This window comes from Nonomuraea sp. NPDC050643 (genome assembly GCF_040654715.1).
In the GTDB taxonomy this organism is placed as follows: Bacteria; Actinomycetota; Actinomycetes; order Streptosporangiales; family Streptosporangiaceae; genus Nonomuraea.
The window spans coordinates 52957-66872 of the sequence record NZ_JBFAIM010000042.1; the positions used below are offsets into that span (position 1 = coordinate 52957).

At 71.2% G+C, this 13916-nt stretch carries 12 protein-coding genes; 7 read left to right on the forward strand and 5 right to left on the reverse strand.

Going from position 1 to position 13916, the window contains the following annotated elements:
• Positions 1–25: 25 nt before the first annotated feature.
• Positions 26–604 carry a helix-turn-helix domain-containing protein gene (locus tag AB0I15_RS41035; RefSeq protein ID WP_358108516.1) on the reverse strand — a complete coding sequence of 193 codons (579 nt, stop codon included), beginning with the start codon at positions 602–604 and terminating at the stop codon, positions 26–28.
• A gap of 86 nt (positions 605–690) precedes the next feature.
• Between AB0I15_RS41035 and AB0I15_RS41040 the strand changes: the two genes are divergently transcribed.
• Positions 691–1572, forward strand: coding sequence for an SDR family oxidoreductase (locus AB0I15_RS41040; protein WP_358108520.1), 882 nt, complete (start codon positions 691–693; stop codon positions 1570–1572).
• A gap of 222 nt (positions 1573–1794) precedes the next feature.
• Complete coding sequence (locus tag AB0I15_RS41045) at positions 1795–2448, forward strand: hypothetical protein (protein ID WP_358108683.1); 654 nt, start codon at positions 1795–1797, stop codon at positions 2446–2448.
• Here the strand turns inward: AB0I15_RS41045 and AB0I15_RS41050 are convergent.
• Positions 2445–2798, reverse strand: a complete 354-nt coding sequence (locus tag AB0I15_RS41050; protein ID WP_358108523.1) for a hypothetical protein — start codon at positions 2796–2798, stop codon at positions 2445–2447. The two genes, AB0I15_RS41045 and AB0I15_RS41050, sit on opposite strands and share 4 nt — an antisense overlap.
• Positions 2799–2995: 197 nt before the next feature.
• Between AB0I15_RS41050 and mqo the strand changes: the two genes are divergently transcribed.
• The 3 genes from mqo (at position 2996) to AB0I15_RS41065 (ending at position 7063) form a co-directional block, all read left to right on the forward strand.
• Complete coding sequence (gene mqo, locus AB0I15_RS41055) at positions 2996–4516, forward strand: malate dehydrogenase (quinone) (RefSeq protein ID WP_358108526.1); 1521 nt, start codon at positions 2996–2998, stop codon at positions 4514–4516.
• Complete coding sequence (locus AB0I15_RS41060) at positions 4509–5189, forward strand: FCD domain-containing protein (protein WP_358108529.1); 681 nt, start codon at positions 4509–4511, stop codon at positions 5187–5189. The genes mqo and AB0I15_RS41060 overlap by 8 nt, the downstream gene beginning before the upstream one ends.
• 359 nt (positions 5190–5548) lie before the next feature.
• The gene (locus AB0I15_RS41065; RefSeq protein WP_358108532.1) at positions 5549–7063 is read left to right on the forward strand and encodes an alpha/beta fold hydrolase; all 1515 of its coding nucleotides are present in this window, start codon (positions 5549–5551) and stop codon (positions 7061–7063) included.
• 37 nt (positions 7064–7100) lie between these two features.
• On the opposite strand, the gene AB0I15_RS41070 is transcribed toward AB0I15_RS41065, so the two are convergent.
• Positions 7101–7358: a hypothetical protein gene (locus AB0I15_RS41070; protein WP_358108535.1), complete on the reverse strand. Its 258-nt coding sequence runs from the start codon at positions 7356–7358 to the stop codon at positions 7101–7103.
• A gap of 594 nt (positions 7359–7952) precedes the next feature.
• Between AB0I15_RS41070 and AB0I15_RS41075 the strand changes: the two genes are divergently transcribed.
• The gene (locus AB0I15_RS41075; RefSeq protein WP_358108538.1) at positions 7953–8168 is read left to right on the forward strand and encodes a hypothetical protein; all 216 of its coding nucleotides are present in this window, start codon (positions 7953–7955) and stop codon (positions 8166–8168) included.
• A 733-nt stretch (positions 8169–8901) separates the two neighbouring features.
• Here AB0I15_RS41075 and AB0I15_RS41080 read toward each other — a convergent pair.
• Together AB0I15_RS41080 and AB0I15_RS41085 are read right to left on the reverse strand one after the other, a co-directional pair.
• Entirely contained in the window at positions 8902–9048 is a 147-nt protein-coding gene (locus AB0I15_RS41080; RefSeq protein ID WP_358108541.1) for a hypothetical protein, read from the reverse strand.
• Positions 9049–9839: 791 nt separating this feature from the next.
• Positions 9840–12911, reverse strand: coding sequence for a tetratricopeptide repeat protein (locus tag AB0I15_RS41085; RefSeq protein ID WP_358108544.1), 3072 nt, complete (start codon positions 12909–12911; stop codon positions 9840–9842).
• A gap of 167 nt (positions 12912–13078) precedes the next feature.
• On the opposite strand from AB0I15_RS41085, the gene AB0I15_RS41090 reads away from it, so the two are divergent.
• Positions 13079–13909 (forward strand): S8 family serine peptidase, encoded by an 831-nt coding sequence (locus tag AB0I15_RS41090; RefSeq protein ID WP_358108547.1) that lies wholly within the window; start codon positions 13079–13081, stop codon positions 13907–13909.
• Positions 13910–13916 lie beyond the last annotated feature (7 nt).

Below are 13916 nucleotides of genomic sequence, written 5' to 3' on the forward strand. Positions count from 1 at the left end.
CCCGCGGTAGGACAGGTGTGGCCGGTCAGCCCAGTGAGGCGCTCGCCGCGCGCAGCTCGTTCAGGGCCGCCAAGGCGTATCCGGCCAGATCGTCCTTGGCGTCACCGTCGGCCTCGGACCATTCGGCGTAGCCCCGTTTGAAGGCGAGGACGCCCAGCTCGCCCGCGAGAGCCGCGGTCGGATCGGGTACGCCGCGGGCGACCAGGGCGGTTGTCATCGCGGCCGCGAGGCTGACCCTCTTGAGGGCGTCGCGCTCCTGAAGTTCGGCGCTGGCGGCGACGGCCGCCTTCAGGCGTGGGGCGAGCTCGCGATTCATGGGGCCCATCGCGCTCGAGGCGCGCTCGAGACCGGCGGCGACCGCCTCCAGCGGGCTGGCGTCGCCGGGCGCCTCGGCGATCCCCTCGGCCAGCAGCCGGCTCAGCGTCTCCTGCCCGGCGACCAGCAGCTCGCGCTTGTCGGGGAAGTGCCGGAAGAAGGTGCTTTTGGTGACCCCGGCGCGCTCGGCGATCTGCGCGACCGTCGTGGCGTCGTAGCCCTGCTCGGTGAACAGGTCGACGGCAGCCACGACGAGGCGTTCGCGCGCGCCTGGTTCCCACCGACCCATGGGCCCATCCTAACGCGATGGGACTCTTGTCCCATCACCCTGCTATGGTGACGGGACAAGAGTCCCATCACTTGCGGGAGGGTTCCATGCGCGTCTTCGTCACCGGTGGCACCGGTCTGATCGGTTCCGCCGTCGTCGCCGAACTGCTCGGCAACGGCCACACCGTCCTCGCGCTCGCCCGCTCCGACGCGTCCGCGCTGGTCGCCGAGGCGGCCGGCGCCGAGCCGCTCCGGGGAGGTCTCGCCGATCTGGACGTCCTTCGCACCGGCGTCGCCCGGACTGACGGGGTGATCCACCTGGCCTTCGCCAACGACTTCAGCAGCTCCGACGCCCTCGCCAAGGCGGTCGCGGAGGAAGGCGCCGCCCTCGCGGCCCTCGGCGAGGAACTCGTCGGCAGCGACCGCCCCTTCGTCACCGTCTCGGGCACGCCCCATGCGCCGGGCCGCGCCTCCACCGAGGCCGACCCGCTGCCGACCGACGGGCCGGTCGGTGGTCGCGGTCGCGCGGTCATGGCGGTCCTGGGGTTGGCCTCGCGCGGGGTCCGGAGCACGGCCGTACGCCTGCCGCGCACCGTTCACAACCAGGGCACGGGCGGGTTCGCCGGCTTGCTGACCGACATCGCACGCCGTACCGGATCGTCCGGCTACCCCGGCGACGGCGCACAGCGCTGGCCGGCCGTGCACGCGCTCGACGCGGCGGTCCTCCTCCGGCTCGCGCTGGAGCTGGCGCCGGCCGGTAGCTCCTGGCATGCCGTGGCCGACGAGGGAGACAGGGTGCGTGACATTGCGGCGGTCATCGGCCGGCGGCTGGGGTTGCCGGTCGAGTCGGTGCCGCCGGAGACCTACGGCCCGCTCGGCCCGATCTTCGCGGCCGACCAGCCCTCGTCCAGCACCCACACCCGGCAGGCGCTCGGCTGGGAGCCGAAGCACCCGAGCCTTCTGGAGGACCTGGAGAACATCCTGCCCTGACCGGCGACCGGGAAGATCCGGGCGGGCCCGTTCGCACCGGATCGCCGTCCACTGCGGCACGCGTGCTTCCAGGGCGAGGCGGGTCCTCTCACCAGGTCTTGTCGGGTGCCATGTGATCCACGAGCTAGGCTCGCGACTGACCGCCGGCCCGATTCGTGAAGGATTGAACGCTGTGACGATGCCGCCACCTTCGTCCGCCGCCCAGACCTCGTTCCAGGCTTGGTGATCCGCAAGCGCGTCACGCGAGCCAAGAAGCAACGGCTCGACGTGGCTCGCCTTCCCGAGGACATCGTGGCGCTCATCGACGCTCTCGAGCCCGACGAGACCCTGGTCGTCATGCGAGACGGCCAGGCGATCGCGACGATCTCCAGTGCCGTCGACGTCCTTCAGGGCACCATCGTCGATCACGACAGGACGGACGAGGCCGACGACCAGCCGACGGCCGACTACGACAACGTGACGGTCGTCGCCACCGCGATGGAGCTGTCGGCCGAGGCCCGGACGTCTCTGGCCACCCAACTCGGTACGGACTACATCGTGCTCGACATGAACGCGGCTCCCCTCACGGCCGACGTGCTGCTGGTGCCGCCGGTCAGTCCGCAGTTGGTCGCGACGCTCCGATCGATGTTCCCGAAGGCTCGTGTCATCATCACCGAAATCGAGGACCCCGAGCTCGGGGTCAACTACCACGGCCCGGTCCGGCGCCTGCTCGATGCCGGCGCCGACGCGTACCTGCCACCGTCGACCGTCCCCCGCCTGGCCAGACAGCTCGACCACACGCTCACCCACGGACACCAACTCGCCGGCGGCCTCGCCACGCCACTGGAGATCGCACCGGGCACGGCCCCGGCGGAGCCCGAAGCCGAGTCCGGCTAGACGCCGTCCGGGTGGACGAGCCTCCCCGAGGCGAACAGCGCGTTCTCCGGCCTCCACCCCTGGCGGTAGTCCGGGTCGGCGGCGAACTGCAGCGTCAGGGACAGAACATGCGGGCACGGCCATGCTTCGACGTCGACGTCTCCGCCGAACCCGCCTTGGGGGATGTGCGAGCAGGCGCGGCACCCCGTGAACCACAGTCCTCGCTGCTCCACACGGCCGCCGCCGGAGAAGATGTACGGGGCGCACATTCGCCTGGGCTCATGGACGACGAGTCGCTCGAACCCCGCCTCATCCAGCCGCCTCAGCAGAAAATCGAGCAGTTCCTCCACGAACGGCTCAAAACGCGCCACTTCATCATCATCCCATCAGGTTCACCCCCATGTCCGACCGGAACGAGAGCCCTCAGGACGGGGAACGAGCCGATCTGTTCATCGGCCCGCGACTTCAGGATGCGCGCCCGCAGCCCCCGGCTCGCGTGAACGGGCCGCGACTTGTTATACAGGACGAGGTCCTGTCATAGAGGTTGCGGCGGCGAGGAGGCTTCGAGGTGGTCGGGCGAGAGGTGAAGACCGGCGCGGACTACGACGTGGTGCTGGTCGGCGGCGGGATCATGAGCGCCACCCTCGGGACGTTGCTGCGCCGGGCGCAGCCGGACTGGTCGATCCTCGTGCTCGAGCGGCTCGACGGGCCCGGTCTCGAGAGTTCGTCGGCCTGGAACAACGCGGGCACGGGCCACGCCGGGCTGTGCGAGTTCAACTACACGCCCCTGCGGGGTGACGGCTCGATCGACGTCGGCGGCGCCGTCGCCGTGAACGAGCAGTTCCAGTTGTCGCGGCAGTTGTGGGCGCGGCTGGCCGAGGAGGGGGCGCTCGGCGATCCCGCGGACTTCATCCGCTCGGTCCCCCATTTCGGCTTCGCCCACGGCGCCACCGGGGTGGAGCACCTTCGCCTGCGCCACGCGGCCTTGCGCGCGCACCCGCTGTTCGAGGGGCTGGAGTTCACCCGCGACCGGGAGGTCATGGCGCGGTGGCTGCCGCTGATGTTCGGCGATCGTCGCGGCGGCGAGCAGGTCGCCGTCTGCCGCACGCGCGGGGGCACGGACGTCGACTACGGGGTGCTCACCCGGCGGATGTTCGCGGCCCTGGCACGTGACGGCACCGAGATGCGGACCGGCCATGAGGTGCGGTCGCTGCGCCGGGACGGCCCGGGCTGGTGCTTGCGGGTGCGGGATCTGGAAGGGGGCCGTGACGAGGACGTACGCGCCTCGTTCGTGTTCCTCGGCGCGGGCGGGGGGACGCTTCCGCTGCTCCAGAGCGCCGGAGTGGCGGAGACGGAGGGATACGGCGGGTTCCCCATCAGCGGGCGGTTCCTGCGTACGGCCAGGGCCGACCTGATCGCCCGGCACCACGCGAAGGTCTACAGCCACGCGGAGCCGGGAGCGCCGTCGCTGTCGGTGCCGCATCTCGACACCCGGGTCGTGGACGGCCGGACCTACCTGATGTTCGGTCCCTTCGCCGCGTTCTCGCCGCGTTTCCTCAAGCGTGGCCGCCTCACCGACCTGCCCCGGTCGGTGACCCGCCACAACCTCGGCACGCTCCTGGGCGCGGCCCGCGGCGACCTCGGCCTGCTGCGCTACCTCGTCGGGCAACTGGCGCAGAGCCGGCGCGGCCGGTTGCGGGCGCTGCGCCGGTTCGTCCCCGACGCCCGAGCGGCCGACTGGGAGCTCGTCACCGCCGGCCAGCGGGTGCAGGTGGTCAAGCGGGTGGCCGGCCGGGGGTCGATCGCCGGGTTCGGCACCGAGGTCGTGACGCCGGCTCAGGGCGGGCTCGCCGCCCTGCTCGGGGCCTCCCCCGGTGCCTCCGCCTCGGTGGCGATCATGCTGGACGTGCTGGAGCGGAGTTTCCCGGACCGCCTGCCCGGCTGGCGTCCCGCGCTGCGGGCCCTGGTGCCGACGTACGGCACTCCCCTGGCCGGACAGCCGGAGCTGCTGACGGAGACCACGCGGCGCAGCGCCCTCGCGCTGGGCCTGACCGACGAGAGCGCCCCTCAAGAGGCGGAGCATGGCTGACGCTCACGGCGCGAGCCTGGCCGATCGTGTGGAGGGCGAGCTCCGGAGCGACATCGGGCACGGCGCCTGGCAGCCCGGCGAGCTGATGCCCTCCGAGGGTGACCTCGCCGTCCGTTTTCAGGTCAGCCGTACGGTGGTGCGCGAAGCCATGTCGCGCTTGCGGGCCGCGGGGCTGGTCGAGACGCGGCGCGGACGCGGATCGTTCGTCCTGGCGCGGCCGGCGGCGCAGGACCTCACGCACTCCCTCGGCACGGTGCGCAGCCTGAGCGACCGGCTGCACCTGCTCGAACTGCGCCGTGGGGTCGAGGTGGAGGCCGCGGCGCTCGCCGCCGCCCGCCGCACGCCCGCCGCCCTGGCCGCCATCGACGCCGCGCTGCGACGGATGGCCAGGGTCCGGGGCAGCGCGAGCGACGCGGTGGAGGCCGACTTCGCCTTCCACCGCGCCGTCGCCGTCGCCACCGGCAACCGCTTCTACCTCGACCTGCTCGACACGCTGGGCGCCGGGGCGATCACCCGGCCGTACGCCGGGGCCGAACGCGATCCCGGCCACCTGGGTCACGTGCTCACCGAGCACGAACGGGTCCGGGACGCGATCGCGGCGGGCGACGCCCTGGGCGCGGCCGCGGCCATGCGTACCCACCTCGACGCGTCCCGGGCCCGGCTGAGCGGCTGAGCCGGTCACGTCCCGGCCGGCAGGAGTTGCGAGAACCGCCGCGCCGCGGCTCCGGCGCTCGACCCGCACGCCGCCGTGGCCGGGCCGGTCCCGGGCCCCGCGACGGACAAGGCGCACGCGATGATCGCGGCGCCCAGCCGCGAGGCGAGAAGTCCTGAGTCGATGGGTGGTCATGCCGTCAGCATGAGCCGCCCGCTCTTCGGGGGTCAGTTTCGTGTGTCACCGGCTTCGTATGACACGGGTCAGGCCGGATCGATGAGACGGTGGTACCCGGGTACGAGGCGTCTTTCCTCCTTCAGCCGGTTGGCCTGACCGGGTGGTCCGGTTCAGGATCAAGTTCTCCGATGAGAGGACACGCCGTGCGAAGACCCGCTCTCGTTCTGACGTTCTTACTCGTACTGGTCGTTCCGCTGCTGCCCGTGGCGCCGGCGGTGGCGAGCGGCGTCTCCTGGGCGCCGTGCCCGGAGGACGCCTCCGCCGAGTGCGGCACGCTGACCGTGCCCGTGGACTGGGAAGACCCGGGCGGCCCCACGTTCGAGCTGGCGCTGGCCCGGCGCAGGGCCACCGATCCGGCGGCCCGGATCGGCTCCCTGGTGATCAACCCGGGCGGCCCCGGCGGGTCGGGCGTGGACGCGGTCCTGACCGACCCGTTCGGCTTCACCCCCGAGCTCACCAGCCGCTTCGACATCGTCGGGTTCGACCCGCGCGGCGTGGCACGCAGCAACCCGATCCTGTGCTCGCAGGAGCTGTACGAGACCTTCCCCGACCCGCTGGAGGTGAGGAGCCAGGCCGGCTTCGAGGCCATGCTCGCCTTCAACGAGCGATACCGCCAGGACTGCCGGGCCCGCACCGGGCCGCTCTACGACCACGTGCACACCGGCCAGGTGGTGCGCGACCTCGAAGCCCTGCGCTCCGCGCTCGGCGAGAGGAGGCTCACCTACTACGGCATCTCGTACGGCACCGTCATCGGCCAGCTCTACGCCGAGCGCTACCCGGGGCGGGTGCGGGCGCTGGCGCTCGACAGCGTCGTGGACCACAGTCTCGGCACGGCCGCGTTCTTCGACGCCGGGTCGTGGAGCGCGCAGGACGCCTTCGACGAGTTCGTCGCCTGGTGCGACCGGACCGCCTCGTGCGCCCTGCACGGCAGGGACGTGCGCGCGGTGTGGAAGGACCTGCTGGCCCGGGCGGAGCGCGGCGAGCTGCACTGGCCTGGTGAGCCGGACGAGCCGCTGAGCCCGCTCAACCTCATCTTCCTGGGGTTCCGCGCGTTCTACGGGCCGTACTTCAGGGAGCTGGCCGCGTTCATGGCCGAGCCCGACAGCGCCGGGCGGACGGTGGCGTCCGTTCTGGCGCCGGCGGCGGCTCCCGCCGACGAGGCCGAAGAGGTGGTCAACGACGGCCTGCCCATTCTCTGCCAGGACTTCCGGCTGCCGGTGCGCGACTACCGGGACTGGGCCCGCTACCTGCGCCGCTCGGCGAAGATCGCGCCGGACATGCGGATCAGCGGGTTCGCGCAGCCGGTCGCGGCCTACTGCCTCGGCTCGGCGACCCCCAACCCGCAGCACCGCCTGCGCGTGACCGGCACGCCCCCGCTGCTGCTGACCGGCGCACTGCACGACCCGGTCACCGGCTACCCGGGGGCGGTGAGCGTGGCGCGGCAGATCGGCCGTGAGGCCCGGCTGCTCGCCTATGAGGGCTCGGGGCACGGCGTCTACTTCCGCGGGCCGTGCCCGGCGGCCGTGATCGACCGCTACCTGACCACGCTCACGGTGCCGGACAGGGGCGCGCGCTGCCCGGCCGTGCCGCCGGAGGAGCTGAACGCGTCGCGGGCCCGCCCGCTGACCGTCCCGGCCCCGCCCGGCTGGTCACGGTAGCGCGCCGGCGCCCTCCCCCGTCGGTCCGCCGTTCCGTCTACCACCAGGCGGTGGAGTTGCCGCTGGAGCAGGTCGCGCTGCCGCTGGTCACGTAGCAGGAGCGGAAGGCGCGGGCGGAGCTCGAACTCGTCGGGTATCCCGCCGTGCAGTCGCGGGTCCGCGCGGTCTGCACGCCGGTGCAGGAGCCCGGATCGCTCAGCCAGGGCGGTGCGGCCTGCGCCGGCGTCGCGGCGAGGGAGACGCCCAGAGCCGCCGCCGCGACACCCGCCGGACAACCCGGCTTACGAGTTCTCACCGCCATACCTTTTTCGCTCCATTCTCGGCATTTGGGAATTGTCACGCCCGCCGGCCGCTCTTTTCGGATGAACAATTCGACAGCCTGCCGCCCGATCCGCGCGGCCACAGCTATAAACTTATGGAGGCGGTCGGGCTTGACGAATTGTTCGGGTCATGACATCCAGAAGCCCGGAGGTGAATCTCGCGGTTTTCCGGCGTTCTACATCGGCCCTTCCCAGCCCGCCGGAAACCGCGAATTCCGGGTCGCTTCGGGGGCGGCGAAATGAAGGCGGACGGGTGGGCGAGATCGGTTCCGATCGGTTATCGGGTGGCCGGGTGGGAGGTGGTCCGCCCGATCGCCACGGGGAGCTGGGCGAGCTGACCACCAGGCAGCTCAACCATCTCGCCGAGATGACCCATCGCGAGCTCAGGCTCTACCGTTCGCTCAGCCATCGGCGGCCCGCGCGCTTCCACCAGACGCTCGTGATCGACGATCCGGCCGACCCGGGCAAGGACGAGTACGGCATCGCCCGGTGGATCCCGCACGTCCTCCGAGTCCTACCTGCCGATCGATCAGAAGCCGCAGGCCAGACGGCTGGTCTTCGATCCGTACGTGTCGATCCGGCACATGGGCGCCTACCTGTGCCGTCTGGCGCCGGAGGTCGTCGGCTTCTCCCGTGACCCCGTCGAACGCCGGCTGCCGGGCGCGACGATCTTCCAGTCGAACACCAACACGATGCGCGCCACGCGCGGCGTCCCGCCGAAGGCGCGCTGGTATGCCGACAAGGTCGCACACTACCTGCGGATGTACACGCCGGGCGGCCTCTGACCTGGCGGCGCCGGGGGTCAGGGCCGGCGCGGGCGTGCTGAGAGGCGAAGACCAGAAACGACAGGGAATCGTGCCCGGCGGGCAGGATCACGCGGGAGAATGCATATGGGATAGGCGCGCCCAATCGCCCGGGCGGCACTTTGACGAACTCTTCGCCGCTTTCCGGATTTTCCACCGCGCACGTCTTGTTCCTGGTCAAATTACTGATCGTCCAGAAATCCGCCACGGCCCTGATCCGACCGGCGAGCCGCGATACTCCGGGGTCGTCGAGAACGAGATCTATCGGCGATTCATGTCGGCGCCGGCCGACGGCGATATCCGCGCCGGGCTCCAGCTCCAGCATTTCGAACTGCAGCCGGGTCCCGGCACCGGGCTGAATGACGACGGTGCGCACGGCGGCCCCGAACCTGCGAAGAAGTCCGCTTCTCAGGAGCATTATGCGCGAGCGTTCTTTTCCCGGGCGATCCGCCGCGACGCGGGATGCCCGGGGGTGCCCTCCGCCCGGCGGCTCACCGGGCGGAGCGCCGCCCGCGGCGGCCTGCGCCGGCCCCACGTGGGGACTCGTGGGGGACTCGTGGGGGACTCGTGGGGCCGAGCGTCCTGTGGACGCGAACGCGGGCCGCATTGAGCAACCTGGGCAGGACGAGCGGCGTGAACCGCTCCGTCACGAGCCTCGTCGCGTCGAGACCCTGCTCCAGGTGGACCCTCGCCGGAGCCCGTGCCCGCGGCTGGTTCACGCGGGTGGGCCGTCAGGCCGTCCTGGTTCTCTTTCCTCGGGGACTGGGGTGGGGAGGGCGGCGAGGGGGCCGTCGATCAGGAGTTGCAGCCGCAGCCGCAACTGCTGGCACATGAGCAGGACGAGCCGTGTCCGCAGGAGCATGATTTCGCTTTGTTTGGCGTCATGTCGCGTATGTTCCGCGAAGGGATGCCCGCCGAACTCGCCGCGAAGGGATACATCTCCATCCCCGCGGATGGGACATCTTTCCCCGCGCTCGGCTTTACCGAAGTCAGGGCATGTTGTCGACGAGAGCCGGGCGGCGCTCGGATGATCACGCGGGACGTCGCCGACCGGCCGGGAAGGAGCCCGAGTCAGGAAGGCTGTCAGGATCGCTCGCGGATCATGCGCCGGCGTCTCGCTCCGCGGGGCCGGTCGTCGCCCGGCGCGCGGCCGGGACCGGCGGCGGCGCCACCGGGGCGCGGAGAAGCGGGGTGGAGCCGGCGATGCCTGCCGGGCGCGTCCGTCCGTCCATCCTGATCAGCGGCACACCGGCGGCGATCGGACCCGCTCGCGCCGCGGGGGTCACGGACCACCTCACATCAGGAGATCTCGCTTGTGCGGCGCGAGCGGATGTTGACTCTGAGGAAATCGGTGCTCGCTCACCGGCAGCGTGAAGCGGGTGCCCTCGCCGCGGCCGGCCTTTCCGGCCGAAATATCATCGGCCTGAGTTTACTTTTCGTCAGTACGGCGGACAACCATTTAAGAGCGCGCTTACCCGAAGTCCGAATTCTTCGTCGAGGGGAGCCCGGAAGGGCTCTTGGATTTGTTGGTGTCGTCATGTACACCGGGCGATGAAAAGGCTGCTTTCCTCATATATCCAAGATAAATCCCGGTCACTCCGCGAGCAATAAGAAGACTTGCTCAAATATCTCTCTACCGGTGTCGTGAATTACTCATTCTGAATCCACCGACAATGCCGCGCTGATTTCCCGGTCATCCGTGCGGATAGGTATGGCGGCTAAAACAGCGAGCGCCTGATCCTCGAGTTGACGGAATCCCCAGCGGCGCGCGTCATTGAGCGCCTCGTGGCCGTGGGCGGAGGCCTGCTCCAGGTTCCCCAGATGGCAGTGGGCGCTCGCCAGCCCGATGAGGGACTCCAGGCGCGGCTGCGGGTTGCCGACCTCCCGGGCGATGGCCAGCGCCCGGCCGTGCTCCTCGGCGGCCTGCTCGGGGCTCCCGAGGCGGGTGCGTACGGTGGCGCGGGTGTTCAGGGTGTCGGCCTCGGCCCGGCGGTCGCCGATCGCGACGGACAGCTCCACCGCGCGGTCGGCCAGGTCGAGCGCGGTGTCATGGCGACCGGCGTCACGATGCACCGCGGCCAGCGCGTTCAGGACGAGGACCTCGCCATAGCGGTTGCCCGACTGGCGGAAGATGGGCAGGGCACGGTCGAGGTAGTCCAGGGCGCGGTCGAGCTCGCCGAGGTCGTGGTAGATCTCCCCCATGTTCTCCAGCGCGATCGCCTCGCCGTTGCGGTAGGCGGCCTGCTGATAGCGCGTCAGGGCGTCGTGCTGGAGCTCGGCCGCGCGCGCGAGCTGCCCCTGACTGCGGTAGACCATGCTGAGGTTGGCCAGGCTGGTGGCGTGGATGGTGCGCTGGCCCGTCTGTCTCGAGATGACGATGGCCTGGCTGTAGTGGTCGGCGGCCTCCTGCAGCGAGCCGAGTTTCCAGTGCACGTTGCCGAGGTTGTTGAGCACCGCGCTTTCGCACTGGCGCCACCCGGCGCGCTGGGCGAGCCGCAGGGCCTGCGCGTAGTGGTGCAGCGACTGGGGGTGCATGCCCCGGCTCTGGTAGACCTGGGCCATGTTGAGCTCGGTGGCGGCCTGGGCGGTGAGGTCGCCGTTGAGGCTGGCGGCCGTGTGCGCGGCCTCGGCGACGGCCTGCCAGTCGTTGGGGTCGCGCCGCAGCGACAGGTAGCCGCGCAGCGTGTCGGCCAGCCGCCAGGCCACGTCGGGAGGGCCGTGGGCGGCCGCGTGGGTGACGGCCGCGATGAGGCCGGATCGTTCGGCGTCCAGCCAGGCCAGCGCCGCCGCAGGCTCCTCGAACGTGAGCGGGGAGCACTGTCGTGGCGGTCCGGCCAGTTGCAGGGCCTGGGGGTAGAGCAGGCGTTTGGCCTCGTCGGCGACCTTGAGATAGAAGTCGAACAGGCGCGCCGGCGAGCCCTCCCGTTCCGCCTCGCTCGCGCCGTCGCGGGCGTAGAGCCTGATCAGGTCGTGGAACCCGTAGCGGCCCGGGGCGGTCTGCAGGATCAGGTGCGTGCGTTCGAGGCGGTCCAGGGCCCGCTGGACCTGGTCGACGGGGATGGCGGCCAGCGCGGCGGCGGCCAGGGGGCTCACGTCAGGGCACGGGCTCAGGCCCAGCAGCCGGAAGAGGCGCTGGTCGGGCTCGTCGAGGGCGGCGTACGACAGGTCGAACGCGGCGCGCACGGCGGCCTGGCCGTCCCCGTCGACCTGCAGGGCGTTCAGGCGGTCGCTGCCGGCCAGCTCCGTGACGGCGTCGATGATGGTGCGCGTCGGGTGCCGGGACAGGTTGATCGCCGCGATCCGCAGCGCCAGCGGCAGGTAGTCGCACAGTTGCGCCAGCCGGGCGGCGGCGTCCGCCTCCTGGCGTACGCGGTCGGCGCCGAGAATGCGGGCCAGAAGGGTTCGCGCCTCGACGGGGTCCAGAACGGCCAGCGGAAGCTGCCGGGCGCCGTCGAGGGCGACGAGGCCGCTGAGCCGGTCGCGGCTGGTCACCAGGGCCAGGCAGTCGGTGGCGCCGGGGAGCAGCGGGCGGACCTGCTCCGGCGTCGCCGCGTTGTCGAGCAGCACGAGGACGCGTTTGCTGGCCAGCATGGTCCGGTAGAGGGCGGCCGCCTCGTCCGCGTCCGGTGGCACCTGCTCGGGGGCGACCCCGAGGGAGCGCAGCAGGCGGCCCAGGACCTGCTCCGGGCGCATCGGCGGGCCGGTGGCGAAGCCGCGCAGGTTGACGTAGAGCTGGCCGTCGGGGAAGCGTTCACGAACCCGGTGCGCCCAGTACAGGGCCAGAGCGGTCTTGCCGACCCCGGCGGCGCCGGTGATCGCGATCGTGACCGGCGTGCTCGTGTGGTCCTTGATGTGCTCGTCCAGCCATCGGAGCTGCCCGGCGCGGCCGGTGAAATCGGAGACGGAGCGCGGTAGCTGGGCCGGCACGGCCGGCGGCGCCGGGCCGGCGACCAGGACGCGATCGGGCTGGGGCAGCAGGACCGGGTCGTTGCGCAGGATGGCCACCTCGAGCCGCTGGAGTTCGAGGCTGGGGTCGATGCCGAGCTCGTCGGCCAGCCGGCGGCGCGCCTTCCTGGCCTGTTCCAGGGCCGTGTGCGTCTGCCCGCTGCGGTAGAGGGCGATCATCAATTGGCAGGTCAGTCGCTCGCGGAAGGGATGACATCGCGTCAGCTCGGTCAGCTCGTCGAGAAGCTGGCGATGGCGGCCCAGCCGTAACCCGGCGTCTATCTTGTCTTCCAGCGCCACCAGCCGCGACTCCTCCAGGCCGCTGCCCAGGCGTTCCTGGGTCTCCGGCGGGGCCGTACCGGCCAGCACGGGGCCGCGCCACAGGCTGAGGCCCTGATCGAGCAGCGCGACCCGGCGCTCGTCATCGGGCTCCGTCCGGGCCCGCTGCACCAGGCCGCGGAACCGGTGGGCGTCGATCCGCTGCGGGTCGGTACGCAGGATGTAGCCCGCCCCCTGAGCCGTCAGCGCGATCTCCGACCGGGTGGGGTCGACGCCGTTCAGAATCGAGCGCAACTGGGATACGGAGACCCGGATCGCGTGCTGTGCCGTACGCGGGCGAGACCCCGGCCAGTTCAGCTCGACCAACCGTTCCACCGTGACCGGATGGTTGGCCTCCAGGGCCAGGACGGCGAATGTCAGTCTCTGTTTACGTGGGCCCAGCCCGACGCGCTGCCCGTTCGAGTAGGCTTCGACGGCGCCGAGCAAGCGAAACTCTAACATGAGTCACACTCCGCTTTGATTTCGCTCTCATGGTCTGTCACTCCCTGGGGTTTCTCAAGCCCTCGAAATCACTCTTTCGCGGCGCTTTGATCGGACTATGAAGTAACTATGAACACCCTCTCGCACTATTTACTCGGAGTTAGGAACAATAACGCTGAGGGTGGGCAATGGCGGATTTTCAGGCTGTCGCGGAGGCGCCGCCTCCCCGGACGTTTCGGCTGGCGCACGCCTCGCGCGGCGCGGCCATCGACTCGGCCCGCCTGCCACTCCCCTGCGCGGTCACCCGTGAATGGGCCTGGGGATCGGCCACCGGATCCGGCGTACGGGTCTGCCTGATCGACAGCGGGGTCGACGCCGGGCACTCCACCTTCACCAGGTCCGTCACCACGCTCACCATGGCGGGCGACGACCTGACGGTCATCCCGGACGAGATCGGCGACCAGGCGGGCCACGGGACCGCCTGCGCCGGCGTCATCCGGGCCATGGCCCCGGACTGCGAGCTGACCAGCGTACGCGTGCTCGGCAGCGGCCTGCAGGGCCGGGGCGAGGTGCTGCTGGCGGCGCTGGAATGGGCCATCGAGCACCGCTTCCCCCTGATCAACCTGAGCCTGTCGACACGTCGCGCCGAGCACAAGGAGGCCCTGCATGATCTGGTCGATAGGGCGTACTTCGCCGGGGTCACCATCGTGGCCTCCGCCCACAACCGGCCGGTGCGCAGCTATCCCTGGCACTTCCCGAGCGTGATCTCGGTGGGTTCGCACACCATGGCGCTCGCCGAGCACATCGAATGCAACCCGGCGCCCCCGGCCGAGTTCTTCGCGCGGGGCATCGGGGTCGAGGTGCCGCTGCCGGGCGGCGGGACCTCCCGCCAGAGCGGCAACAGCTTCGCCACCCCGCACATCACCGGGCTGTGCGCACGCGTCCTGCAGCGCCACCCGGGCTTCGCCACCGGCCAGCTCAAGCACGTGCTGTCCGCCATCGCCAACAACAGGACATGAGGAGGCC